Origin of the sequence: Micromonospora sp. LOL_023, from assembly GCF_048060115.1 — a bacterium.
GTDB lineage: Bacteria > Actinomycetota > Actinomycetes > Mycobacteriales > Micromonosporaceae > Micromonospora_E.
This window is the reverse complement of record NZ_JBHMIM010000011.1, coordinates 31093-53494: the sequence shown is the minus strand read 5'-3', so window position 1 is coordinate 53494 and position 22402 is coordinate 31093. Positions and strand designations below refer to the sequence as shown.

At 71.7% G+C, this 22402-nt stretch carries 21 protein-coding genes; 10 read left to right on the top strand and 11 right to left on the bottom strand.

What is annotated here, in order from left to right; all coding sequences use genetic code 11:
- Positions 1 to 56: 56 nt before the first annotated feature.
- Positions 57 to 599, top strand: coding sequence for a YbhB/YbcL family Raf kinase inhibitor-like protein (locus tag ACFHVL_RS08295; protein WP_416626686.1), 543 nt, complete (start codon positions 57 to 59; stop codon positions 597 to 599).
- A 57-nt stretch (positions 600 to 656) separates the two neighbouring features.
- Here ACFHVL_RS08295 and ACFHVL_RS08290 read toward each other — a convergent pair whose 3' ends face one another.
- Positions 657 to 1448 carry a hypothetical protein gene (locus tag ACFHVL_RS08290; RefSeq protein ID WP_416626684.1) on the bottom strand — a complete coding sequence of 264 codons (792 nt, stop codon included), beginning with the start codon at positions 1446 to 1448 and terminating at the stop codon, positions 657 to 659.
- 437 nt (positions 1449 to 1885) lie between these two features.
- Here ACFHVL_RS08290 and ACFHVL_RS08285 point away from each other — a divergent pair, with 437 nt between their 5' ends.
- On the top strand, positions 1886 to 3421 hold the full coding sequence (locus tag ACFHVL_RS08285; protein ID WP_416626683.1) for a peptide deformylase: 1536 nt from the start codon (positions 1886 to 1888) through the stop codon (positions 3419 to 3421).
- Positions 3422 to 3460: 39 nt separating this feature from the next.
- Here ACFHVL_RS08285 and ACFHVL_RS08280 read toward each other — a convergent pair whose 3' ends face one another.
- On the bottom strand, positions 3461 to 4576 hold the full coding sequence (locus ACFHVL_RS08280; RefSeq protein ID WP_416626681.1) for a globin domain-containing protein: 1116 nt from the start codon (positions 4574 to 4576) through the stop codon (positions 3461 to 3463).
- A gap of 194 nt (positions 4577 to 4770) precedes the next feature.
- Between ACFHVL_RS08280 and ACFHVL_RS08275 the strand changes: the two genes are divergently transcribed.
- Positions 4771 to 5517, top strand: coding sequence for a CPBP family intramembrane glutamic endopeptidase (locus ACFHVL_RS08275; RefSeq protein WP_416626801.1), 747 nt, complete (start codon positions 4771 to 4773; stop codon positions 5515 to 5517).
- Here the strand turns inward: ACFHVL_RS08275 and ACFHVL_RS08270 are convergent.
- On the bottom strand, positions 5504 to 6559 hold the full coding sequence (locus ACFHVL_RS08270) for a hypothetical protein (protein WP_416626679.1): 1056 nt from the start codon (positions 6557 to 6559) through the stop codon (positions 5504 to 5506). The genes ACFHVL_RS08275 and ACFHVL_RS08270 overlap by 14 nt on opposite strands.
- A 102-nt stretch (positions 6560 to 6661) precedes the next feature.
- On the opposite strand from ACFHVL_RS08270, the gene ACFHVL_RS08265 reads away from it, so the two are divergent.
- Positions 6662 to 7951, top strand: coding sequence for an erythromycin esterase family protein (locus ACFHVL_RS08265; protein WP_416626678.1), 1290 nt, complete (start codon positions 6662 to 6664; stop codon positions 7949 to 7951).
- A 6-nt stretch (positions 7952 to 7957) separates the two neighbouring features.
- On the opposite strand, the gene ACFHVL_RS08260 is transcribed toward ACFHVL_RS08265, so the two are convergent.
- The 3 genes from ACFHVL_RS08260 to ACFHVL_RS08250 are packed head-to-tail and all read right to left on the bottom strand — an operon-like array spanning position 7958 to position 11498.
- Entirely contained in the window at positions 7958 to 10300 is a 2343-nt protein-coding gene (locus tag ACFHVL_RS08260; protein ID WP_416626676.1) for an FtsX-like permease family protein, read from the bottom strand.
- Positions 10297 to 10977, bottom strand: a complete 681-nt coding sequence (locus ACFHVL_RS08255; RefSeq protein ID WP_416626674.1) for an ABC transporter ATP-binding protein — start codon at positions 10975 to 10977, stop codon at positions 10297 to 10299. The genes ACFHVL_RS08260 and ACFHVL_RS08255 overlap by 4 nt, the downstream gene beginning before the upstream one ends.
- On the bottom strand, positions 10974 to 11498 hold the full coding sequence (locus ACFHVL_RS08250) for a PadR family transcriptional regulator (RefSeq protein WP_416626672.1): 525 nt from the start codon (positions 11496 to 11498) through the stop codon (positions 10974 to 10976). The genes ACFHVL_RS08255 and ACFHVL_RS08250 overlap by 4 nt, the downstream gene beginning before the upstream one ends.
- Positions 11499 to 11604: 106 nt before the next feature.
- On the opposite strand from ACFHVL_RS08250, the gene ACFHVL_RS08245 reads away from it, so the two are divergent.
- Genes ACFHVL_RS08245 through ACFHVL_RS08235 form a run of 3 tightly spaced genes read left to right on the top strand, consistent with a single transcriptional unit; the run spans position 11605 to position 14374 of the window.
- A complete protein-coding gene (locus ACFHVL_RS08245) occupies positions 11605 to 12141 on the top strand; it encodes a PadR family transcriptional regulator (RefSeq protein WP_416626671.1) in 537 nt (178 codons plus the stop codon).
- Positions 12138 to 12842, top strand: coding sequence for an ABC transporter ATP-binding protein (locus ACFHVL_RS08240; protein WP_416626670.1), 705 nt, complete (start codon positions 12138 to 12140; stop codon positions 12840 to 12842). The genes ACFHVL_RS08245 and ACFHVL_RS08240 overlap by 4 nt, the downstream gene beginning before the upstream one ends.
- Positions 12839 to 14374 (top strand): FtsX-like permease family protein, encoded by a 1536-nt coding sequence (locus ACFHVL_RS08235; RefSeq protein WP_416626668.1) that lies wholly within the window; start codon positions 12839 to 12841, stop codon positions 14372 to 14374. Before ACFHVL_RS08240 ends, ACFHVL_RS08235 begins: the two co-directional genes overlap by 4 nt.
- A 41-nt stretch (positions 14375 to 14415) precedes the next feature.
- On the opposite strand, the gene ACFHVL_RS08230 is transcribed toward ACFHVL_RS08235, so the two are convergent.
- From ACFHVL_RS08230 to ACFHVL_RS08220, 3 genes are read right to left on the bottom strand one after another with little or no spacing between them, the layout of a single operon-like run.
- Positions 14416 to 15105 carry a hypothetical protein gene (locus ACFHVL_RS08230; protein WP_416626666.1) on the bottom strand — a complete coding sequence of 230 codons (690 nt, stop codon included), beginning with the start codon at positions 15103 to 15105 and terminating at the stop codon, positions 14416 to 14418.
- Entirely contained in the window at positions 15102 to 16637 is a 1536-nt protein-coding gene (gene eccE / locus ACFHVL_RS08225) for a type VII secretion protein EccE (protein WP_416626664.1), read from the bottom strand. Before eccE ends, ACFHVL_RS08230 begins: the two co-directional genes overlap by 4 nt.
- A gap of 3 nt (positions 16638 to 16640) precedes the next feature.
- Positions 16641 to 18323 carry a right-handed parallel beta-helix repeat-containing protein gene (locus ACFHVL_RS08220; protein WP_416626662.1) on the bottom strand — a complete coding sequence of 561 codons (1683 nt, stop codon included), beginning with the start codon at positions 18321 to 18323 and terminating at the stop codon, positions 16641 to 16643.
- 101 nt (positions 18324 to 18424) lie between these two features.
- Between ACFHVL_RS08220 and ACFHVL_RS08215 the strand changes: the two genes are divergently transcribed.
- Genes ACFHVL_RS08215 through ACFHVL_RS08205 form a run of 3 tightly spaced genes read left to right on the top strand, consistent with a single transcriptional unit; the run spans position 18425 to position 20600 of the window.
- On the top strand, positions 18425 to 18862 hold the full coding sequence (locus ACFHVL_RS08215; protein WP_416626660.1) for a YwqJ-related putative deaminase: 438 nt from the start codon (positions 18425 to 18427) through the stop codon (positions 18860 to 18862).
- Entirely contained in the window at positions 18859 to 19359 is a 501-nt protein-coding gene (locus tag ACFHVL_RS08210) for an SUKH-3 domain-containing protein (protein ID WP_416626658.1), read from the top strand. The genes ACFHVL_RS08215 and ACFHVL_RS08210 overlap by 4 nt, the downstream gene beginning before the upstream one ends.
- Positions 19356 to 20600 carry an SseB family protein gene (locus ACFHVL_RS08205; protein WP_416626656.1) on the top strand — a complete coding sequence of 415 codons (1245 nt, stop codon included), beginning with the start codon at positions 19356 to 19358 and terminating at the stop codon, positions 20598 to 20600. The genes ACFHVL_RS08210 and ACFHVL_RS08205 overlap by 4 nt, the downstream gene beginning before the upstream one ends.
- Positions 20601 to 20646: 46 nt before the next feature.
- Here ACFHVL_RS08205 and ACFHVL_RS08200 read toward each other — a convergent pair whose 3' ends face one another.
- Both ACFHVL_RS08200 and ACFHVL_RS08195 read right to left on the bottom strand, forming a co-directional pair.
- Complete coding sequence (locus ACFHVL_RS08200; RefSeq protein WP_416626655.1) at positions 20647 to 21069, bottom strand: hypothetical protein; 423 nt, start codon at positions 21067 to 21069, stop codon at positions 20647 to 20649.
- A complete protein-coding gene (locus ACFHVL_RS08195) occupies positions 21066 to 22355 on the bottom strand; it encodes a S8 family serine peptidase (RefSeq protein WP_416626654.1) in 1290 nt (429 codons plus the stop codon). Before ACFHVL_RS08195 ends, ACFHVL_RS08200 begins: the two co-directional genes overlap by 4 nt.
- Between the last annotated feature and the right edge of the window lie 47 nt (positions 22356 to 22402).

Sequence of the window (22402 nt, the reverse complement as noted above, 5' to 3'; positions counted from 1 at the left end):
CTGGCACCGGTGCGCTGCGGCTGCGTACCGGTGCCAGGTGCGGCAGGATGCTAGGCATGAACCTGGACCGACCTGTCGCACCCAGCCCGTACGACCTGCTTCCGCCGGTCGACTCGTTCACGCTCACCAGCACGGACGTCGTCGACGGTGAGCCGATCGGCAAGACGCACATCTTCACCGGAGCCGGCGGGGAGAACCTCTCGCCGCAGCTGTCCTGGTCGGGCTTTCCGCCGCAGACCAAGGGGTTCGTGGTCACCTGCTACGACCCGGACGCCCCGACCGGCTGCGGATTCTGGCACTGGCTGCTGGTCGACCTGCCCGTCTCGGTGACCGAGCTGGCCCGAGGCGTCGGGGCCGAGCCGGGCACGGCGGCAGCTGGCGCGTTCAGCGTACGCAATGATTTCGGGAACGCCCGTTACGACGGCTGCGCGCCGCCGGCGGGTGACCGGCCGCACCGTTACATCTTCGCCGTACACGCGATCGACGTCGAGGAGCTCGACCTCGGGCCGGACGCGACACCGGCGTACGTCGGTTTCAACCTGACCTTCCACACGCTCGCGCGGGCGACCCTGACGGCGACCTATCAGAACGTGGGCTGATCCGGCGCTGTGCGGCGGGGCCCACGCGCAGGGCGCGGACGAGGCGGGTGCGGGCGCTCAGGGGCGGATGCAGCAGCCGGGGCAGACCTTCGGGTCCGGCAGCGTGAATGCCAGACAGCAGGTCCGGCGCTGCACGGTGAGCGCCCCGTCCGGGCCCGGCACCAACTCGATCAGGTCCCCGATGTCCAACGCGTCGAGCAGAGTGTCGATCGTCTCGGCCGACGACCCGGGCAGGGCGTCCGCCGCCTGCAGCACCGCGTAGGCGATACCGGAGGAGAGCGACCCGAGCAGCGTACGCGGACCGAGCTTGGCCCGGTCGTGGATCTTGTCCAGCAGCGGAGTCATGTGTTGGTCGAGCAGCGATTCGCGCAGCGCCCGCAGCATCGCGTCCTCGTCCGGCACGACCAGCACCTCGGGTAGCCCGGCGACCGCGAGCGGGTCGCCCGGCAGCACGGCGACCCGGGTCCCGATGCGCAGCCCGACATCGACCAGCGGCCCGGTGTCGTCCATCCGCAGCAGTACGTCGTCGGCGCGCATCAGTGGCACCCGTCGGGCGGACGCCCAGCCGAGTGCGACCGGCAGCGCCACCCAGTAGCTGTACGCCTTCCAGGCGAGGGCGGCGGCCGCGTGGCGCTTCGCCTGCCAACGCTGGGCGGCAGCGTCGAGCAGCCGGGGCAGGTGGACGCCGTCGATCAGGCCGGTGGCCGGGATCCAGCCGATCTCGTTGTCGACGAGCAAACCAGGGTGCAGGCCGGGCAGGTCGTCGGTGCCGAAGGCGACGCGCAAGGTGGCGCTGATCGGCGCGAGCGGGGCTGCGGCCCGGGCGCGAGGATCGATGACGGCCGTCACGATACGTGACTTTCGTGCGGAGATGTGGTGAATGCGGTGACGGCGGCCTGCCGGTGGTCGACCCGGCTGTGCTGCCCCTGCCTCATCGCTGTCACCTTTCGATCCTTCCCACCGACGCTCTCGCCTCACCCTAGCTGTCTAAGGCTAGCCTAACCAGACTTCCGCAAGAATGCCGGCTGAAGGATGTGACACTCCGTGGCCGTCGGTAGTGACTCGACTTCACTTTGACGACGGGACACTGGTTGTGGCAGCACGCGGTGTCGGTAGCGATCACGCATAGTTGGTACCGGTGGGTGCCGCGACTGAGTGTCTTCTCTGAGTCACATGTAGTCGCCGCCGCTGCCTTGTCAAGATTTTTGTCGGCAACGCGCCAGTCTTGACCCGGGTGTACGAGTCGGAAAGCAGACTGAGGATCCGGCCTGAGGGGACGCCATGCGATGACCAGCTCGTCCATCGACCGTGCCGCAGACGTCTTCGCGGCCGAGCTTGCCCAGTGGCGCATCGACCGGGCGATGACCAAGAAGCAGCTGGCGGCCCGGATGGGTTTCGACCCGTCCTACATCAGCCACGTCGAAGGCCGCCGGCACCGCCCGACCGAGGACTTCGCCCGCCGAGCCGAAGCGGTGCTCGGTGCCGGCGGCGCCATCTGGCAGCGCTACCAGGAGTACGACGAGCTTCGGCACAGCCGCACCCCCACACCCTTGCGGGACCCACCGGTCCCCGAACAGTGGATGCCGCCCGGCACCGGACTCATCGTCGAGCAGGAGGTCGCCGCCCTGACCTACCAGGACGGCTTCTACCACTGCACGATCCGCCGGGCGCTGTACAACGCCGGAAACGAACCGGTGACCCGCTACCTGGTCCGGGTCGCCGTCGACCGCTACCCCGACGATCCGGACCGGTCGAACCGGCATCACCGCGACCACCCCCTCACCTTCGCGGAGCTCGACCTGCAGGCGTTCTGCGAGTCGGCCCAGCACCGTGAGTCGATGCAGTGGCGCAAGAAGCACGACCGGGACGCGTTCAAAGAGGTCTGGGTGCTCTTCGAGAACTCCGAGGGGCGCTTCCCGCTGTACCCCGGCCAACGGGCCACGATCGAGTACACGTACCGGGTCGGGCAGGAAAAATGGGGCCACTGGTTCCAGCGTGCCGTCCGGCTACCCACCCGGCAGTTGGCCGTACGGCTGGATTTCCCGGACGCCCTCGATCCACAGCTGTGGGGCGTCGAGACCTCGCTGTCGGCGGAGGACGCGCCGCTACGCACCCCGCTTCGCCGCCACCAGGCCGACGGCCGGACGGTCTTCGAGTGGTCGACCGATGCCCCGCTGCTCAACGCCCGCTACCGGCTGGAGTGGCGCTTCCGCTCCGCGGCACCCAGCCCGACCGAGCCGGCCGACGCCACCGAGACCCGGCCGGAGAGCCGGACAAGTGAACGGATGCGGGCGATCGGGATCGTCCAGCGGGGGGCCGAGATGCTCCGGCAGCCCGCGCAGCCGTTCGAGTTGCCGGCCGACGAGTCGGTCGCCCTGGACACCGCCGCCCGGCTGCGGGCCATGCTCGCCCGGCTCGACGAACTGCACCCCTTCAGCAAGGGGGTGGGACTCGCCGCGCCGCAGATCGGGTTGCCGTGGGCCGCCACGGTGGTCCGTGCACCGGAGCCCGGCGCCGAGCCGCTGGTCCTGCTCAACCCGCGGGTGGTCGACAGCGCGCTGGACACCGACGAACAGTACGAAGGCTGCCTGTCCTACTTCGACGTGCGTGGCCTGGTGCCGCGTCCGTTGCGGATCGACGTCGAGCACGCCCGGTTGGACGGCAGCCGGGTGATCACGACGTTCGACCGGGCGATGGCCCGGCTCGTCTCGCACGAGATCGACCACCTGGAAGGCCGGCTGTACGTGGACCGGATGCCGCCCGGGTCGAGTCTGGTGCCGGTCGAGGAGTACCGGGGCAGCGGACAACCCTGGGCGTACTGAAACCCGGGACCGGGCCCGCACCTCGCTGAATCGGCCGCCCTACACCTCGCCGAAGCTGTCGTACCGGATGCGGTCCGCCGGGATGTCGAGCTCGGCCAGCGTACGCAGGCTGGCCCGGACCACGCTGGCCGAGCCGGAGACGAAGAAGTCGTGTTCGTGCCACGGGCCGTAGCGGGCGAGCACCTGCGGCACCTCACCATGCTCACCCGACCAGGTCGGGTCGTCGGCGCAGCACGGGACCACGTTGAGCCAGGGGTACGCGGCGGCCAGCCGGTTCAACTCGGCCAGGTCGTACAGGTCGTCGCGAGTACGCCCGCCGAAGTAGACGTGTACCCAGCGGCTGCGGTTGAAGCGGGTCAGTTCGTCGACGAGTGCCTTGACGGGGGCGAGCCCTACGCCGCCGGCCAGGCAGACGATGTCCCGGGGCGAGTCGCGGTCCAGCACCATGGTCCCCATCGGCGCGGCGACCCGCAGCAGGTCGCCGGGGCGCACCCGGCGTACCAGGGCGCTGGACACCCAGCCGGCTCCGGCGGCGCGGACGTGGAATTCCAGGACGTTGTCCGCCCGGGGCGCGTTGGCGATCGAGTAGGTCCGCCACAACCGCGGCTGGTACCGGGGTGCTTCGACACTCACGTACTGCCCGGCCTGGTATTCCAGCGGATGCTGCAGCGGCCGGCAGGTCAACACCGCGATGTCGGTGCCGCGTCGTTCGTGGCTGAGTACCTCGGCGTGCCAGAAGGCGGGATTCGGGTCGTTCTGCGCCCCCTGGATCAGATCGCCGGTGAGCAGTTCGAGGGCGTTGCTCCAGGCCTGCTCGTACTCGATGGTCCACCGGTCGGCTGCGACGGTACGCAGGGCTTCCAGCAGGGCCGCCCCGAACGACGCATAGTGTGCAGGTTGCACCTGGAACTTGCGGTGGGCCCGGCCCAGAGCCTGCAGGTAGCCGGTGAACTGTTCCGGGTCGTCGATCGAGCCGACGGCGGTGACGATCGCCTCGACCAGGCAATGCCGCTGGGTTTCCATCTGCACCGGGAAGAGCTGGCGCAGGGCCGGATCGTCGTAGAACAGCCGGGCGTAGAAGTAGCCAGCGACCTCGTCGCGTTCCTCCTCGATGAGGACCCAGCTCTCCTTCAACAGTTGTGCGAGATTGCTCATCGGCCCTTCCCCGTCAACGTGTCGCCACCGCCGTCGTACCGCTACGTCTCAGGGTGAACACTCCTCGTAGTGTCGTGACGTACTGAATGTGCGACATTGCCGTGCCGTACCCGCTGGGGCACAGTGGTCCGGTGACAGCTGATCTCGCGGCGACACCACCGGTGAGTGGACGGCCCGCCGACCCGACCACCCCGCTGGCTCCCCGGGTGTTGCGCTCGGAGGTGCTGCTGGTCCTGGGCGTGTCGCTCGGTCAGTCGGCCATCTACGCACTGGTCACGATCACAGCCCGGCTCACCGCCGACCGGCCCCTGGGCCAGCAGACCGCCACCATGAACGCGTCCCAGTCGGCCCGGCCGTGGCTGGACCTGACGTACCAACTGCTCGGAATCCTCTTCGCCCTGGTCCCGGTGCTGCTGGCGATCCACCTGCTCAACCGGGACCGCGCCGACGCCCGCGCCCGCCTCGGCCTGGACGCGCGGTCGCCGCTGCGCGACGTGGCATGGGGAGCCGCCCTGGCCGCCGCGATCGGACTGCCGGGCATCGGACTGTTCTGGGCGGCGGCGATGCTCGGCGTCAACGCCAGTCTGGTGCCGGCCGCGCTGCCGGAGCTGTGGTGGACGATCCCGGTGCTGATCCTGGCCGCCGCGCAGAACGCCATCCTGGAGGAGGTGATCGTGGTCGGCTACCTGATGACCCGGCTACGGCAGCTCGGCTGGCAGGTCGGTGTGGTCGTCGCTACCAGCTGCCTGCTGCGCGGCACCTACCACCTCTACCAGGGCTTCGGTGCGTTCGTCGGCAACGTGATCATGGGCGTGGTGCTGTCGCTGTTCTTCCTGCGGACCCGTCGGGTGATGCCGTTGATCATCGCCCACACGCTGCTGGACGTTTTCGCCTTCGTCGGATACGCGCTGCTGCCCCGAGAGTGGTTCAGCTGGTTGTGACGGGTCGGTAGTGCGCGGTCGCCCGCGCGGCGAGCCGCTCCAACAGCAGCGTGTCCGCACCGTAGGCGACCAGCGCCCGTGCCCCCGGCAGCAGCCGGGCCGGCAGCCGCAGCAGACTCCACCCGTCGTCCCGGGATGTCCCGGCCACCGCCATCACCACCCGCTGCGCGCCACCGGCGAACCGGAGCACCGGGTCACCGTCGTCGTCCGCCGGGCGCCGCGCATCGTCCGCTGCCGCGTCGACCGCGACCCGGGCCGCCTCGACGTCCGGATGGACCCCGGTCAGCACCAGCAGCTCCGCCGCCCGCCGTCGATCGGTCGGATCGTGCTGGTACGCGGCCGACACGTGCAGGGTGAGCGCCGCCTGCGCCCAGCCGACCGCCGCCAACTCCAGAGCCGGCGCGAGCAGCCCGGCAACGGTGGACGCCACCGCCCCGGCCCCGGCGATCCGGGTGAACCGGCGGGCCGCCAACCGGGCCAGGGCGTCGTCGCTGGCCGTCGGGTAGTCATCGCGCAGCCTGGCTGCCCAGTCCCGCGCCGCCGGCCCGATCCGGTCGACGGCGGCGAGAGCCAACAACTCCGGGGCGTACGCGGCATGCGTCACCAGGTGGCGCAACGTCTGGCGCGGCACCTCGACCGGACGCGGCACCGGCTTTGGCTCCGGGACCGGAGCCACCGGCTCAGCCTTCTTCGCCGGCTCAGCCTTCCTATCCGGTGCGGCCGGCGCGGCCTTCTTGGCCGGCGATCGCTTCGCCACAGCCTTCTTCGCCGCCGCCTTCCTGGCGGGTGTCTTCTTGGCCGGTGGTTCGGCCATGTTCGCGGGTGTCTTCTTGGCCGGTGGTTCGGCCATTTTCGCGGGTGGCCCGGCAACCGGCTGATCCGGCCCGACCGCCGGCGGCTGGAACAGCACCGGGGCGATGGCCGCCGGCGGGGTGGGCTTGGCCCTGGGTGCGCCAGCCCGTGAACCACCGCCGCGCGAGCCACTGCTACTGCGCGCCGTACCGCTGCGGCCCGGCTCAGCCGGGGGCGATTGCTCCTCCATGCTCAGGCAGCCTATCCCGAACCCGCCAGTATCACCCGCCACAGCGGTGTCGAACCGCAGCAGCCTCGGTTTGTCCCGGTACCCGCCGGGTACCCGCGCCTGGTGGTCGGACATGCCGCTGACATCGCCGCGCTGGCGCAACCGCTGACCGGCGCCGACGACCTCGACCCGCTGATCGAGCGGGTCGGCGACGCGCGGGTGGTGATGCTCGGCGAGGCCAGCCACGGCACCCATGAGTTCTACGGCTGGCGGGCCGCGATCACCCGCCGGCTGGTCAGCGAACACGGCTTTTCGTTCGTCGCCGTCGAAGGGGACTGGCCCGACTGCGACCGGGTCGACCGCAGCGTCCGGGGGCGACCCGACGCGCCGTCGGACCCGCGCGACGCGCTGACCACCTTCGAACGTTGGCCGACCTGGATGTGGGCCAACGACGAGGTCGCCGACTTCTGCCGTTGGCTGCGCCGACACAACGACCAGGTCGGCGGGTCCGCCCGGGTCGGCTTCCACGGCCTCGACGTCTACTCACTGTGGGAGTCACTCCGGGAGATCCTCGTCCACCTGCGGGAACACCGACCCGATCAGGTGCCGGCGGCGCTCGCCGCGTACCGCTGCTTCGAACCGTACGGTGAAGACCCGCAGGACTACGCCTCGGCGCTGCGGCTGGTGCCGGCCGGCTGCGAGGCCGAGGTGATCGAGCTACTGGTCCGGCTGCGGCACGAGGCCGCCGCCGACGGCGGCGGCAGCTTCAACGCCTGGCAGAACGCCGAGGTGGTGGCCGGCGCGGAACGCTACTACCGGGCCCTGGTCGCCGGTGGTCGGCTCTCCTGGAACGTCCGCGACCGGCACATGGACGACACGCTGGACCGGCTGCTGCAGCACTACGGGCCGACCGCCAAGGCTGTCGTCTGGGCGCACAACACCCACGTCGGGGACGCCCGGGCCACCGACATGGCCGACCAGGGCGAGGTCAACATCGGGCAACTGGCCCGGGAGCGGTACGGGCGGGACCAGGTGGTGCTGGTCGGCTTCGGTACCTACCAGGGCACCGTGGTCGCCGGGGAGTCGTGGGGCGCGCCGATGCGGCTGATGCCCGTACCGCCGGCCCGGCCGGGGTCGCTGGAAGCGGAACTCTCCGCCGCCGCCCCGGCCGAGGCGTTGCTCGTCTTCCCGACCGACGGCGACGGACCGCACCTGCTCACCGACGAACTGGACCACCGGGCGATCGGCGTCGTCTACCGGCCGCAGCGGGAACGGCGCGGCAACTACGTGCCGACGGTGCTCGGCGAGCGCTACGACGCGTTCTGCTGGTTCGATCGCAGCCGCGGGGTGCGCCCGCTGCGTACCCCGCAGGTCGACGTGCGGGAGCCGGAGACCTTCCCGTCCGGGGTCTGAAACCCCTCATTCGGTACGCAGCCCGTCGGCGCGCATGAGCCGCCACAGCACCGGCAGGCTGGCGACGGTGACTCCGATCGCCGCCCCGGCACCGAGCGCAGTCGCGCCGGCCACGCTCCACCAGGCGAACACCAGGCTGCGCCCGACCATGCCGAGCAGTACCGCGCCCAGGCCGAGCCCGGCGGCGACCGCCAGGACCGTGCCGATCAGCACCGGCACCAGTTGCTGCCAGAGCACCGCCCAGCCGAGGATTCGCCGGGGGGTGCCGAAGGCGGCCAGCATCGCGAGCAACCGGCGTCGCTCCCGCAACTGCTCCAGCGTGTTGACCAGCAGGCTGGCACCGATCAGCAGCAGGGTGACGACGATGCCGACGGTCAGCCCGCGCCGGATGTTGACGAACTCCCGGGCCTGCTCGTTCGTCGTCAGGGCGGAGACGCGCCCGTCGACGCTGGCCGTGGCCGCGATGTTGCGGACCCGTTCGACCGCGTCCGGCACGGCCGGGTCGATGGTCAGATAGGCCTCGATCCCGCTCGGTCCGAGTACGGCGGTGTCGAGCGTGCCTGTAGTGGCGAAGAGGCCGTACCGCCGGCCGCCCCATGGGTCGAGGCGTGACTCGCCGGGGCGGACGGTGGGCGGGAGCGTCCACTCGTACTGGTTCTCGCCGACCTGCAGCTGGTCGCCGGGCCGGGCCGTCGCCGCCACAGGCGCCGGTGGTGCGGTCCAGGCGCGGACGGCGGTATCGGGCGGCACGACGAGGAACACGTCACCGTCGACGCAGCCGGTCGCGGCGATCAGGCTGGCGAGCACCACGCAGTCGGCGATGGTCAGGTGATCCCACACCTGGGCGTCGCCCGACCCGGCGGTGACACCGGCGGTACGAAGTCCACGGACCGATTCGACCCCGGGCACCTCGGCGACCTGGGCCAGCAGCGTGTCCGCCGTGTCGCCGGTAGGTGATCCGATGTAGAGGGAATGACTGGCCCGGGTCGGATCCGCGCCGGTGTCCCGGGTGAAGTCGTCCTCGATGCCGGTGAACAGGCCCTGCAGCGCTATCGTGCCGGCCACCGCTACCGCGACCCCGGAGACCAACCGGGCGTTGCCGGCGCTGTCGACCTGCAGCCGGCGGACCGCCAACTGCCAGGCGACCGACCCACCGCGCATCCGGCGTACGGTCGTCTCGATCAGCCACGGCAGCAGCGTCACCACCCCGATCAGCATCAGCACCGCCCCGGCGGCGACCTGGTACCTGGACAGCACGTCGAAACTGGAGATCCCGCCGCGCAGCAGCGGATAGAGCAGAGCCAGCCCGGCCAGTGGCACCACCAGGCGCCACCAGGGCCGCCGGCGGCGGGGCGTGGCCCGGCGTACCACCCCGAGGGGTTCGGCGACGACGCCGCGCAGCGCGATCAGGCCGACCACGACGGCGGCCAGCGGTGCGGCGACGACGGCCAACGCGACCAGTACGGCGGGCGGGCGCACGTCGGCGGCGAAGACGCTGAGGTCCGAGACCTGCACCAGCGGGGTGACCTGCCGGCCGATCAGGAACAGTGCGGCACCGACGGCCAGCCCGAGCAGCGCGCCGGTGAGTGTCTCGCCGGCGGCGAACCGGCCGATCATCCGGTGATCGGCGCCGGCCAGCCGCAGCGCCGCCAACCGGCGGTCCCGGGCGGCACCGCCGAACCGGACCGCCGCGCCGAGGAAGACGACGATCGGCAGCAGCAGCACCACGAAGATGATCACGACGAGCAGGGTGAGGACCGGGTGGAGCGGTTCGTTCGAGCCCTCGCCGCCGAACGCGGTGACCCGGTTGCTCAGCTCCGGGTCCAGGTCGTCGCTGCCCCGGTAGAAGGCCAGCTCGGCGGGGCCGGTCAGACCCTCCGGGCCGATCTGGCCGACGATCCGCTCGCCGATCCTGGGCGCCAGCAGGGCGCCGTCCGGGCCGGCCAGCAGCTCGGCCAGCGCCGGTGACACGACCGCTTCGCCGGGGCCGGGCAGCGCTGCCACCCCGGGCGGCACCGGTGCCTGCGGCCCTTCAGGCGCGACGGTACGGCCCCAGACCCCCTGGGTTCGGAAGATCGTGTCGGATTGGGCGCTCAGCAGCGCGTCACTGGTGCTGTCCTGGGCGTACTCCCCAGCTCGGGCACCGCCGCGTTCCTCGCGGGCCGCGAGGGCACCCGGCACCGACGCGGCGAGCAGCAGCATCGCGACTCCGATGCCGACGCCGACCGCGGTGGACAGCGTCCGGATCCAGCCGTCGCGGCCACCGACGAAGGCGAGTCGCGCCCCGTAGCCGAGATCGTGGATCGCCCGGGCGATCCGGCCGGCCGCGCCGGCTCCGCGCCCGGTCAACGGGCCGCCACCGTCAGGTCGCGGGTGTGGCCGTCGCGGACCACCACCTCCCGGTCGGCGTACGCGGCGACCCGTGGCTCGTGGGTGACCAGCACCATGGCTGCCCCGGTGTCCCGGGCGGCGGTGGTCAGCAGCTGCATCACCCGTTCGCCGTTGAGTGAGTCGAGCGCGCCGGTCGGCTCGTCGGCGAAGATCACCGAGGGCTCGGCGACCAGGGCGCGGGCGATCGCGACCCGCTGCCCCTGCCCGCCGGACATCTCGCCGGGTCGTTTGCCGGCGGCGTCACCGACTTCGAGCCGGTCCAGCCAGGCGGCGGCCTGTCGTTCGGCGGCCCGCCGACGGGTCCGGTCGAGCCGCAGCGGCAGGGCGACGTTCTCCAGGGCGGTCAGCTCCGGCACCAACTGGCCGAACTGGAAGACGAAGCCGAAGTCGGTGCGCCGCAGTGCGCTGCGCGCCACGTCGGACATGCCGGACACCACCTGGTCGCGATAGCCGACCTGCCCCGAGTCGGGTCGGATGATCCCGGCCAGGCAGTGCAGCAGCGTCGACTTGCCGGAACCGGACGGACCCATGATGGCGACCATCTCGCCGGGTTCGATCCGGATCGACGCACCGGCCAGCGCCGGCGTGGGGCCGAAGGACTTGTGCAGGTCCTCGGCGTACAGCAGCGGGCTCATGGCCGGAGCTCCTCGGCGAGTTGGTCGAGCCGGGCGGCGGTGAGCTCCAGCCAGCGCAGGTCGGCTTCCAGGTGGAACAGCGCGTGGTCGCAGATGAGCTGATCGGCCAGGTCGCCGCCGGTCTTGCGGCGGGTCAACTCCCGCATCAGCCGTAGGTGCTCGGCGCGCTGCACGTCCAGCAGATCGGCGGCCGGGCGGCCGGTGAGCAGCGCCAGCACCACCTTCGTGTAGAGCGTGTTCTGCAGGTACGCGTCCGGCTTTTCCGGCTGGGCCAGCCACTGGGCGACGTCGGTGACACCGGCATCGGTGATCGCGTACCGCTTGCGTTCCGGGCCGTCGCCGGGCACCACGCCGTCGACCTCGACCAGCCCGTCGCGCAGCAGCCGGGACAGGGTCGAGTAGACCTGCCCGTAGTGCAGCGGCTTGCTGCGACCGAACCGCTCGTCGTAGCTGCGTTTGAGGTCGTAGCCGTGCCGGGGAGCCGCTTCCAGCAGGCCGAGGAAGGTCTGACCAAGGGACATGCCGGTGACTGTACCTCATGTGTATACACCGGATGTATACCGCCCAGGTGGCGATGTTTCCCCAATGCGCTTGACGCGAGCTATTCGCTCAGTGAATAGTAACGGGGTGTCCACAGTCCATGTGCTGCTCGGCCTGCTGTCCCGTGGGGCCCGGCATGGCTACGAGCTCAAGCGTGACCACGATCAACGGCTGCCGCGAGCCAAGCCGCTTGCTTTCGGCCAGGTCTATGCCACTCTCGGCCGGTTGCAACGCGACGGGCTCGTCGAGGAGGCCGAGCGCGACCGGGCCGGCGGGCCGGACCGAACCTCGTACGCCCTCACCGACGCCGGCCGCGACGCCCTCGCCAGCTGGCTCGACACCATCGAACCGCCAGCCCCGCACGTCACCAGCGCCCTGCTGGCCAAGGTGGTCGTCGCACTGCTCATCGACGACCCGGACCGTGCCCGGCGCTACCTGGGTGCCCAACGAGCGGCACACGCCGCCCGGATCCGTGAGCTCACCCGCGCGAAGACCGCCGCCGAGGCCACCCTCGGCGAGATCGTCGCCGCCGACTACGCCATCAACCATCTCGACGCCGACCTGCGCTGGCTCGACACCACCGTAGGGCGCGTCGCTGACCTGCACCGGGAGGTGCGCCAGTGAACAGCCCACTGCTCCAGGGCCGAAGTGTGGTCCGGTCGTACGGCGCCACCCCGGCGCTGCGCGGGGTCACCCTCGACCTTGCCGAAGGTGAGATCGTCGCCATCACCGGGCCCAGCGGCTGCGGCAAGTCCACCCTGCTGCACTGTCTCGCCGGCATCCTGCGTCCGGACACCGGCGAGGTGCTCTACCGCGATCAACGCGTCGACCTGCTCTCCGAGTCGGCCCGCGCGGTGCTACGGCGCACCGAGTTCGGCGTGCTGTTCCAGTTCGGCCAACTCGTCGCCGAGTTGACCGCTGCGGAGAACGTCGCGCTTCCGCTGCTACTCGCCGGCACGGGGCGGCGAGCAGCACGGACCACGGCACTGGGCTGGCTGGACCGGCTCGGTGTCGCCGACCAGGCCGACACCGTTCCCGGTGAGATGTCCGGCGGCCAGCAGCAGCGGTGCGCGATGGCCCGCGCCATGGTCACCGAGCCACGGGTGCTGTTCGCCGACGAACCCACCGGAGCGCTGGACAGCCTCGCCGGCGAGCAGATCCTCACCCACCTGGTCCGGCTCGCCCGCGAACAACAGACCGCCGTCGTGCTGATCACCCACGAGCCCCGGGTCGCCGGCTACGCCGACCGGGAGATCACCCTGCGCGACGGCGCAATCGACCCAGCCGGGCTCGGTCAGGCCGCTACCCTGGCGACCCGGCCGTGATCCGCCCGGCCACCCTGCTGCGGCTCGCCCTCGCCGGCACCCGCACCGACACCGTACGGATCGTCCTCACCGCGTTCGCCGCGCTGCTCGCCACCCTCACCTTCCTCGCCGCCGCCACCGTCATCGCGATCCCGACGGTGGCCGGCAGCGGAAACAACCGGTCCCCGCAGTACGGGCCGGCACTGATCGCCGAAGCCGGGCTGCGGCCCGGTGTCGCGACCGCTCTGTTACTGCTCGCCATCCCGGTCCTCGCCCTTGCCGGGCAGTGCACCCGGCTCGGCGCCCCGGCGCGCAACCGCAGACTCGCCGCGATCCGGCTGGCCGGTGGCACCCCCGGTCAGGTCTGGGCCGTCGCAGCCACCGAAACCGGGCTGGCCAGCTGGCTCGGCTCGGTGGCCGGCCTGGGCAGCTACCTGGTCGGCCGGTCGCTGCTGCACCGGCCCGACGAGCAGGGTCTGCTGCGGCTGCCCACCGACGTGCTGCCGCCGCTCTGGACGATGGCGCTGATCGTGGTCGGCATTCCATCGCTGGCCGCCGGGGTCGCCGCCGTCATGCTGCACTCGGTGACCATCTCCCCGCTCGGCGTCGGCCGCCGAGGGCGGGTCGGGCGGCCCGGACCATGGCCCGGCCTCCTGATCATCGGCGGCCTGGCGGTCACCTTCCTGTTCCAGCCGCTACTGCACTGGGCCAACCACCGTGAAACACCGCTCTGGAGCGTCGCGGTCATCGCCGGTGCCGCGGCGCTGGCCACCGCGATCGGAGTGGCCACCGGCACCGGCTGGATCTCGTACCACACCGGTCAGGTCCTGCTGCGGCTCGCCCGCCGACCCGCCGTGCTGCTCGCCGCCCGACGACTGATCGCCGACCCGTGGCACGGCGCCCGAACCTTCGCCGCGCTGCTCGTCTGCGTCCTCTTCGGTGCCGGCACCGCCGGATTCAGCGCATACCTGGCGACCATGTTCGGCAGTTGGGACCAGGTCAACCGGATTCTCGCCGAGCAGAGCGGACAACCCTTCTACCCCGACGACAACAGCTTCTACTTCGACGCGGTCGCCCTGGTACATCTCGCGGTGGCGCTCGGGCTGGCCATCGCCGCCGCCGGCCTGGCGGTCGCGGTAGCCGAGAGCATCGTCGAGCGACGCCGAGCCAACGCCGCACTCGTCGCCACCGGCGTGCCGCGCGGGGTGCTCGCCCGGTCCATCCTGGTCCAGACCCTCGCCCCGCTGGTGCCGGCGATCCTGGTCGCGATGACCGCCGGGGTGACGATGGTCCGCGCGCTCGGCACCGAAGTCTTCTCGGGCTCGCGCAACACGGCCTACTGCGAGCCTGCCGACGCCTGCCGGACCGCTGCCGATTGGGCCGAGCACAGCGTGGTCATCGAACACCCCGGCGTGACCTTGGCGGTCCCGGTGCCCATCGACGACCTTGCCCTGCTCGGCGGCGGCGCACTCCTGGCAGCCCTGGCCACCGTTGCCATCGGACTGATGTTCCTGCGCGGCGCGACCTCCCTGGCGGAGCTGCGCGCCAGCTGAGGCGATGCGGTGGCCGGTCGGTCTCGGTCGGTCGTGGCGCGTCAGCCGCGGCCGACCGAGCCGAGCAGCGTCGACTCCATCGACGTCGGATGCAGCATCACCCACTGCAGCCGACCCTGGCTGACCAGCCCGACCATCTCCGGGTGGATCCGGGCCAGCCAGCTCTGCGCACCGGCGAACCCGAGCGTCGACGCGGCCAGTGTGGCCTCGGCCGTCGTCAACCGTTGAAACACCACCAGGTCGCTGCGGACCAGCGTGTCCAGATCCCAGCTGCCCAGGTCGTTGCGGACCACCATCGTCGCCCGCCACGGCACTGCGGCCTCCGGCGTCGGCCCCATCGACGGCCCAGTGTCCACCACCATCAACTGCGGATGAGCCGGCGACTGCGGAGCGGGCGGGGTGACGCCCGGTGGCAGGAACGACGCCGACTCCCGGCCCAGCCCACACTGATGCAGAAAGCCAAGCCAGTCCGGCTCGCGGGCCGACTGGATGAACAAGTGGGCACCGAGCGCCATCGCCCGCAACGCGAACAGCTGCGCACAGCGCACCCCGCCGACCAGCAGCAGCCGGGTCGGCTCGGGACGGAACAGCCGCACCGCGACCGGGTCACCCTGCCGGTTGCGCCCGACGACCAGCCCATCGCCGCCGGCCCGCAACCGTACGTCGGCGAGCGCCTCCGGGCCGGCGGTGTGCAACCCGGACGCCGGCAACGTCGACAGCGGATCGGTCAACGCAGGAACCCTCCGAGTGGCAGCGTGGCCGCCAGCCCACGGGAATGCTCGCCGTCGATCCGCTCGGTGCGTCCGCCGCGTTCCCGTACCGCTTCGGTCAACGCCTCGTCGCCGCTGGCCAGCGCCGCCACGTCAGCAGCGGTGAGCCGAACCGCCGCCGACACCGTCACCTCCAGCGGACCGGCCTGCGTCGGATGCGCCACCTCGCGGGTGACCGCCACCGACACCACCGAGCTGACCATCGGCAGCTGCTTCAGCACGTCGTCGAGCTGCCAGGGAAGCTCCGGCCAGCGCAGCAGCCGGCGGCAGACCTGCGGCACATCGCCGCTCCACCACGCCTGCCAGGTCTCCTGCGCGGCGACCCGGTCACTGGCGGTCCCGTACACGTTGCCGCCGTCGGGCTGGCTGGGCAGCTGCGCGAGATAGCCGACCGCCGCGAGCAGCTCGTCGCGCCCGAGTAGCCGGGCTGGCGTCCGCTCCTGCTTCAACTGGCGCTGCACCCGACGCATCGCCGACACCAGCACCGGGGTCAACGCGGTGTCGGTGTACTGGTCCGGGGTACGCAGCGCCTGCACCACCAGCCAGGCGCGCCGGTGCGCGGGCACCTCGCCGCCGGTCAGCTCCCGGTAGGAGCGCTCCACCAGCCCTCGCCCACCGCTCGCCCGCGGCGCCGCCGCCACCTGGACCAGCAACTGCACCGCCATCGGCGGCGTGGCCGGGTCGGCGGCCGGCAGCAACGCCGCCGGCGACGGCAGGCTCAGCGCGGACCCGACGAACATCGAACCGTCGGCCGGATCGAGCTCCAGCACGCCGCAGAGACCGCCACGGTGACTGATCGTCCCCGTCGAGCGCCCGCCCACCTCGACGGTGCCCACCGAGGCCGACTCCTCGACGAAACGCAGCAGATCCGCCGCCCGGTTGCCGCCGCCGACCGGCAGCCGCCGGGACCGCAACCGGTAGCGCAGCCACACCGCCAACCACTGATACAGCCAGCGTCCGCGTACCCGGATGACGCTCGGCGCGACCAACGGCACCAACACCGCCGCGGCCACCAACGCGGTGACCGGCCCCCGCTGGTACGCGGCCAGCAGCGCGGTCACCGCCAACTGCCAGAAGATCAACTGCCCCAGCGCGAACGGGCCGGTGCTGGGCCGCAACCGCCGCGGCCGGATCCGGCCGGCGCCAGCGGACGCCGCCCCGGCCGACGCGAGCGCCGGCACCCCGAGGCCAGCTGACGCCGACGACTGGCCCACGGCCGGAACCGGAACCCGGGCTGCGGCGGTCGCCGTACCCACCACAGCACGATCCGCCGCCGGCACCGCCGCCGCCCGGCTGGTCACCGTCTGATCAGCCGCCGAACCAGCGGTACGGCCAAGGACCGGCGGCGGCGACGGCGGCACCGGCCGGGATGCCGTCGGGTCCGGCACAGCGGCGCCCCGTTGCTGCTGCGGCACCCACTGCTGCTGTCCGTGCGGCGCCGCCGTCGGCGCGTTCCACCCCGGATCCGGGTAGGCAGGCTGGTCAGCTGTCATGGCTCAACGACCGGTCGCCGTACGTACGTCGGCTTCGGTGACCGTCCGCAGCTCGTCCAGGCTGGGCCGCTGACCGGACTGGCGCAGCCGCTGCGCCTGGGCCTTGCGCACTCCTTCGAAGAGCTTGCGCGCCTCGCGGGCGTTGCCGAAGTTGTCGTCCCGACGCATCTGCCCGAAGTGGCCGAGCAACACCTCGGGCACGGTGTCGGCCAGCAGGTACTCGTCGTTGGCCGCCATCCGTTCGACGATGACGACCAGCTGCTGCGGCGAGTAGCTGCCGAACTCCACCGTCTTGGCGAACCGGGAAGCCAGCCCAGGGTTGGCGTCCAGGAACTGCAGCATCTCACCGGTGTAGCCGGCGGCGATCACCGCGATCTCGTCGCGGTGATCCTCCATCAACTTGACCAGCGTGTCGATCGCCTCCTGGCCGAAGTCGCCGCCGCCGCTGCCGAGCGACCGGGACAACGTGTACGCCTCGTCGATGAACAACACACCGCCACGGGCCCGGTCGAACACGTCCGCCGTCTTCTCCGCGGTATGACCGAGGTACTGCCCGACCAGGTCCCGCCGGGAGACCTCACGGAACGAGCCACCCGGCAACACCCCCAACGCGGCCAGCAGCTCGCCGTAGATCCGGGCGACCGTCGTCTTACCGGTGCCCGGCGCACCCGCGAAGATCAGATGGTGGCTGACCGCGCTGACCGGCAACCCGGCACCACGCCGCCACTCGTTCACCTGGATCTCGTCGATCAGCCCCCGAACCTCGTCCTTGACGGATTCGAGGCCGACCATCGCGTCGAGCTCGGCCAGCAACCCGTCGGCCCGGGCGGTGTCCTGCCCGCCACCGGTCTGCGCCGCCGCCGTACCGAACACCGCGTTGCGCCCGGCCGTTCCGGTGACGATCGTCGGCTCGGCACCGTCGGCCACCTCAATGGCCGGCTCGGCGGTGTTCTCGGTGCTGCAATGCTCGACGCTGCCCCGGCAGCCGCGACCGAACGACACGGCCGGGCCACGGGTGTCCCGGATCCGGCAACGCAGCAAGATCGGCGCACTCTGGTGTGCCACGGCCACCCCGGCCCCACCGGTCCGCGAGATCTCACAGGTCTCCAGTGTCGGCCGACCGTACTGGTAGACGTAGACCCCCCGGTTGCCGCAACCGGTGATGCTGGTGGCCCGGATCGTCGGCGCGGCCCCGATCCGCACGATGACCCCGTCCTCGCCGATGTCGGTGAACTCACAACCGTCCACGGTGCCGTCGGCGTCCTCGACGACCAGGCCGTACCGCGCACCGGTGACCGTGCACCGGGTCAAGGTGAAGCTGGACCTGCTGCCGACCGTGACTCCGGCACCGAAGCCTGCGTGCAGCTGACATCCGCCCATGATCAAAGTGGTCCGGGAAGCGGCGACCGCGGGCGCGTCGCCCGCGCGCAGCACCAGGTCGCGCAGCTCGACGACACCGCCGTCGACGGACACCGTCGGGTACGCACCGCTCGACGCGTCGATCGTCACCGTGCCCGCCCCCTGCGCGGCGACCACCGTGATCCGACGGTCGTTGACGAACAGCGCCTCGTAGTAGATGCCCGGGGCGACCGCGACCACCGAGTCGTCATCGGCTGCGGCGAGCGCGTCACCGATCGATGGATAGGCCCCGGGCTGGTCCGGGCAGACCGAGAGGGTGCGCGTCATCGCTCCGGCTCCCTACGCGGCAGGACAAGGGAATCCCGACGATATCTCAGTCGCACCAACCACCGTGACCGGCGATCGGGATCCCGCCGGATCGACGCCGATTGTCTAGGCTCAGCTTCGAGATCCTGCTCGCCCCCACCGGAAGGAGAATCGTGGTGCCGGTACGCATGCTGCCGTTGGCAGCGGCGGCCCTGCTCGTCGGCGGCCGGGTCCACACGCACACGTCGGTCCGCGGCGACCTCGCTCCCGAACTGCATCCGCTGGTCCGCCGCCTGCTGCACGAACTCCCGGTGCAGCAGCGCGAACGCTTCGCCGGCTGGTGCGCCGAGCCGGTCCTGCTCTCCGACCAGCTGTACGCCGCGCAGGATGCGTCCGCTGCGGACCTGTCGCCAGCGGCGGCCAGGGCGGCCCTGTGGGGAGCCCGCCTGCGGCTGACCCTGATCCGGGAACCGGACGACCCCGCGCACGGCCGGACCGTCGCACCGTGCCGGTCCTGCCGGCAGCTGCTCGACTGGTTCGGCGTCGAGGTGGCCGAATGAGCCGGCCCGCCGGCCAGGAGCGGTTCCCTGCCGAGGTGGCAGCCATGCTGTCGCGGGCGGGCTGGCGGGCGTCAGACCGCGACGATCAGCGCGGCCGGGACTGGGCGCTGCGGATCGCCGCACAGGTCGGCCCCGGCGGACGGCAACACGCCGTCGTCGGTCCGGCGATCGAGGTGTACGCCGAGTTCGGCGGCCTGCGCGTCGAACCGGACGGGCCAGGGGTGGACGTCGCACCGAGCCCGGTGCACCTCGATCCGCGACCGGCGGTGCACACCATCGCCACCCTTGCCACTCTCGGTGACGTACTCGGCGTACCGCTGAGCCCGATCGGCGTGGAAGCCGCCGGCCCGGGGATCCTCGCCATCGACGAGCGGCGGCGGGTCTTCGTGCTGGACCACGGTGGCGACTGGTACGTCGGCGCCTCGATCGAGCAGGCCATCAGCACCCTGCTGCTCGGGCTGCGTCCATCGCGGGTCGGCGAGGACGGCAGCTGGTGACCGCCGCCGATCGGCCTGGCCGGGCAGACCGTCCGGGCCGGCTGGCGGCGCTCGGCGGTGGACCACTGTTGCTGCCGGTGTCCGCCGAAACGGCGGCCGGCGGTGCGCCGTTCGCCTGGCCGACCGTGCAACACGACGGCCAGACGCACGTGCTGGCGTTCACCTCCGAGCAGGCCATCGCCACCGCACTGCCCGGCGAATCGGTGCGGTACGTCACAGTGGAACTGGCCGAGGTGGCGGCGAACATCCCCGACGACAGCTGGATCCTCGCGGTCGATCCGGGATCACCGACGGCCGCCCGCATCCCCGCCGGGGAACTGCGTGACCTGCCGAGCTGCGGGACCACCGTGGAGGTGGCCGGGGCGCTGCGTGCCGCGATCGTCGCCGAGGACGCCGACGCGCTGATGGCCGCGCTGCTGCGGGCGGAGTTCACCGTGCCGCTGTCGCCGGCCGGCGACAGCGCGCCCGAGCCAGCTCGGCTGAGCAACCCGGATTTCCCCTGGTGGTGCCTTCCCGACGAACAAGGACAACCGTCGGTGCCGGTGTTCACCTCACCGGCGTTGATGCGTCGTGCACTCGGCGACACCGCGACAGTGGCGGCGACCGCGACCAGTGTCCAACTGTTCGCCAACTGGCCCGACCCGGGCTGGCAGCTCGCCGTCAATCCGGGCACCCCGATGGCGGTCAGCCTGCCCGGATCGGCGGTACGCGGTGTCAGCGGTTGGCTCGACGAACTGCGAACCGGCGGCCCGACCGGCGACGCGCCTGATCCGGCTAGGCCTGATCTGTCCCCGCCCGATCCGGGCCCGTCTGATCTGTCCGTGCCCGATCCGGAGGCACCGTTGCGGATGCAGGTGCTGATTCCGCACCGGTACCTGCATTCGTACGTGTCGGACGGCTACGACCGGATCGCCGGCCTGGTCGACCGTTGGTACGGCCCGGGCCGAGACACCCCACGACGGCTGTACGCCCGGTTGGGCCTGCTCGGCCCGCAGTCACCATTCTCGTCCAGCGACGAGTGGGTGCCGGTGATCCGCTGGCAGCCCGGCCCGGACACGCCGTCGAGCTGGCTCGACGGCGGTCCACAACAGCACGCGCTGGTCGTGCCGGACGGAGCCGGACTGCACATCGTTCATCAGGACGGACGCGACGAACTACTCGCCCGCTACGACGCGGAGCGCCGCCGTTGGCTGCCGGCGCAGGACGGGCCGGCGCAGCCAGAGCCGCCGCCGGTCGAGTGAACGGGGGCGGCCACCCGGGTCGGGCGGGCCCGACGGCGAGGGCCGGTCACCGTGGTGCCAGCCAGCGGCGGGCGGGCGGAGTCTCGAGCAGGATCAACGCGACTCCGGCCAGCCCGCCGACGGCCATCGGCGGCAGCATCGTGTGGTGGTACTCGACCTTGCCGAACAGCACTAGACCGGTCAGCAGGACCAGCAGCACGCCGCAAGTGAACCCAGCGGGCGTCCGCAGGGCGGCCTCCCCGCCTACCCAGGTGAGCCGCATGCCGGCCAGGGTCATGAAGACCAGCATCAGGCAGAGCCCGAGAATCGCCACCGCGATGATCCACAGTAGGAACTTGGCGTCACCCTCGGCCCGGAAGGTCACCACGATGAACGCCAGGCCGGCGACCAGCCAGATGATCGCGGCCGGCACCATCAGCCACACGGCGGCGACCACTGCCGCTGGCGGGCGTTGCGGTTCGGTGGTCATCGGGGCGGCGGTCGCCAGACCGAGTCGTCGGCGTCCGGCGGCGGCTCGGCCCCAGTTCGGTCGGCTGATGGCGGCGGACCGTTGGACGCCGGCACGAGAGCGTCGGAGCCGGCGACTCCCGTCGCCCCGCCCTCCCGGGTGCCACCGAGCGCCGCCGCCCTGCGTCTCGACCGACGCCGTAGCCAACGGACCGCCAGCACGATGCCGGTGATCAGTACGCCGAGGATCCCGAAGAACATCAGCATGCCGATCAGCTCGTCCATGCCGAACGAGTACCCCGGCTCGGGCGGCAGGTAGGCGACCGGGTCCGGCGACTTCGTCGGCCGAGGGCTGGTCCGGTCGTCCGGCTCGGTGGTGAGGGCCGCGTGGATGTCCAGAATGCCCCAGCCGAAGTCCAGATCCTTGCCTGGCGGCCCGGCGTCGATCGCGGTGCCGACCATCCGATCGAACAGCTGACCCTGGTCCTCATCCGGATACCTGGCCTTGAGCAGCGCAAACGCCCCCGACACCAATGCGGTCGCGGAACTCGCGCCGTCGACGGAGTAGTAGCCCCCGCCTACGGCTGCCTGCGTGATGTCCTCCCCGGGCGCGGCGAGATGCGTCTGCTCGGCTCGGATCGACTCCGGCCCGACACCGAGTTCGCGGCCGCTGCCGGTCACCGCGATGGTCCAATCGCTGCGGGCCGGCTGGCCGATCAGGATGTCCCTGCGGTTGCCGATGCCCGCGACGACGATGACCCCGCGCTGGTGGGCGTTCTTCACGGCCCGTTCGAGCGCCGGGTCCGACGAGCCGGTGAGCGAGACGTTGATGATGTCGGCACCGTTGGCGACCGCCCAGTCGATCCCGGTCCCGATCGATCGGGGCGGGATGATGGGGGTATTCGGGCTGGTGATGGCGACCGGCAGGATTTTCGCCTTCGGAGCGACCCCGAGCACCCCGTCACTGCGATCGGGGCCGTGGCCGTGGCCGGCGATCAGCGACGCTATCCCGGTGCCGTGGTTGCGCCGGTCGATGTGGCCGCTGCTGTTGCGGTCGTACATATCCGCACCGGGCAGGACGTTGTCCCGCAGGTCGGGGTGGCTGGCGTCGACTCCGGTGTCGACGACCGCGACGGTGACCCCCTCGCCCTGGGTGATCTGGTGCACCTCGGCCAGCCGTAGCGCCCCGACATGCCAGGACCGGTCCCGGATGTCGTCGGCGTGGGCCGGGCCGGGCAGCGCCACCGCCCCGAGGCCGCCGACGGCGATCGCGGCCACCAGGGCCGTCAGACGCTGAGTAGAGCGCATCGCGGTGTCGTCCCCTCGACTTGAGAGTCACTCAGCGTGGTGCCGGG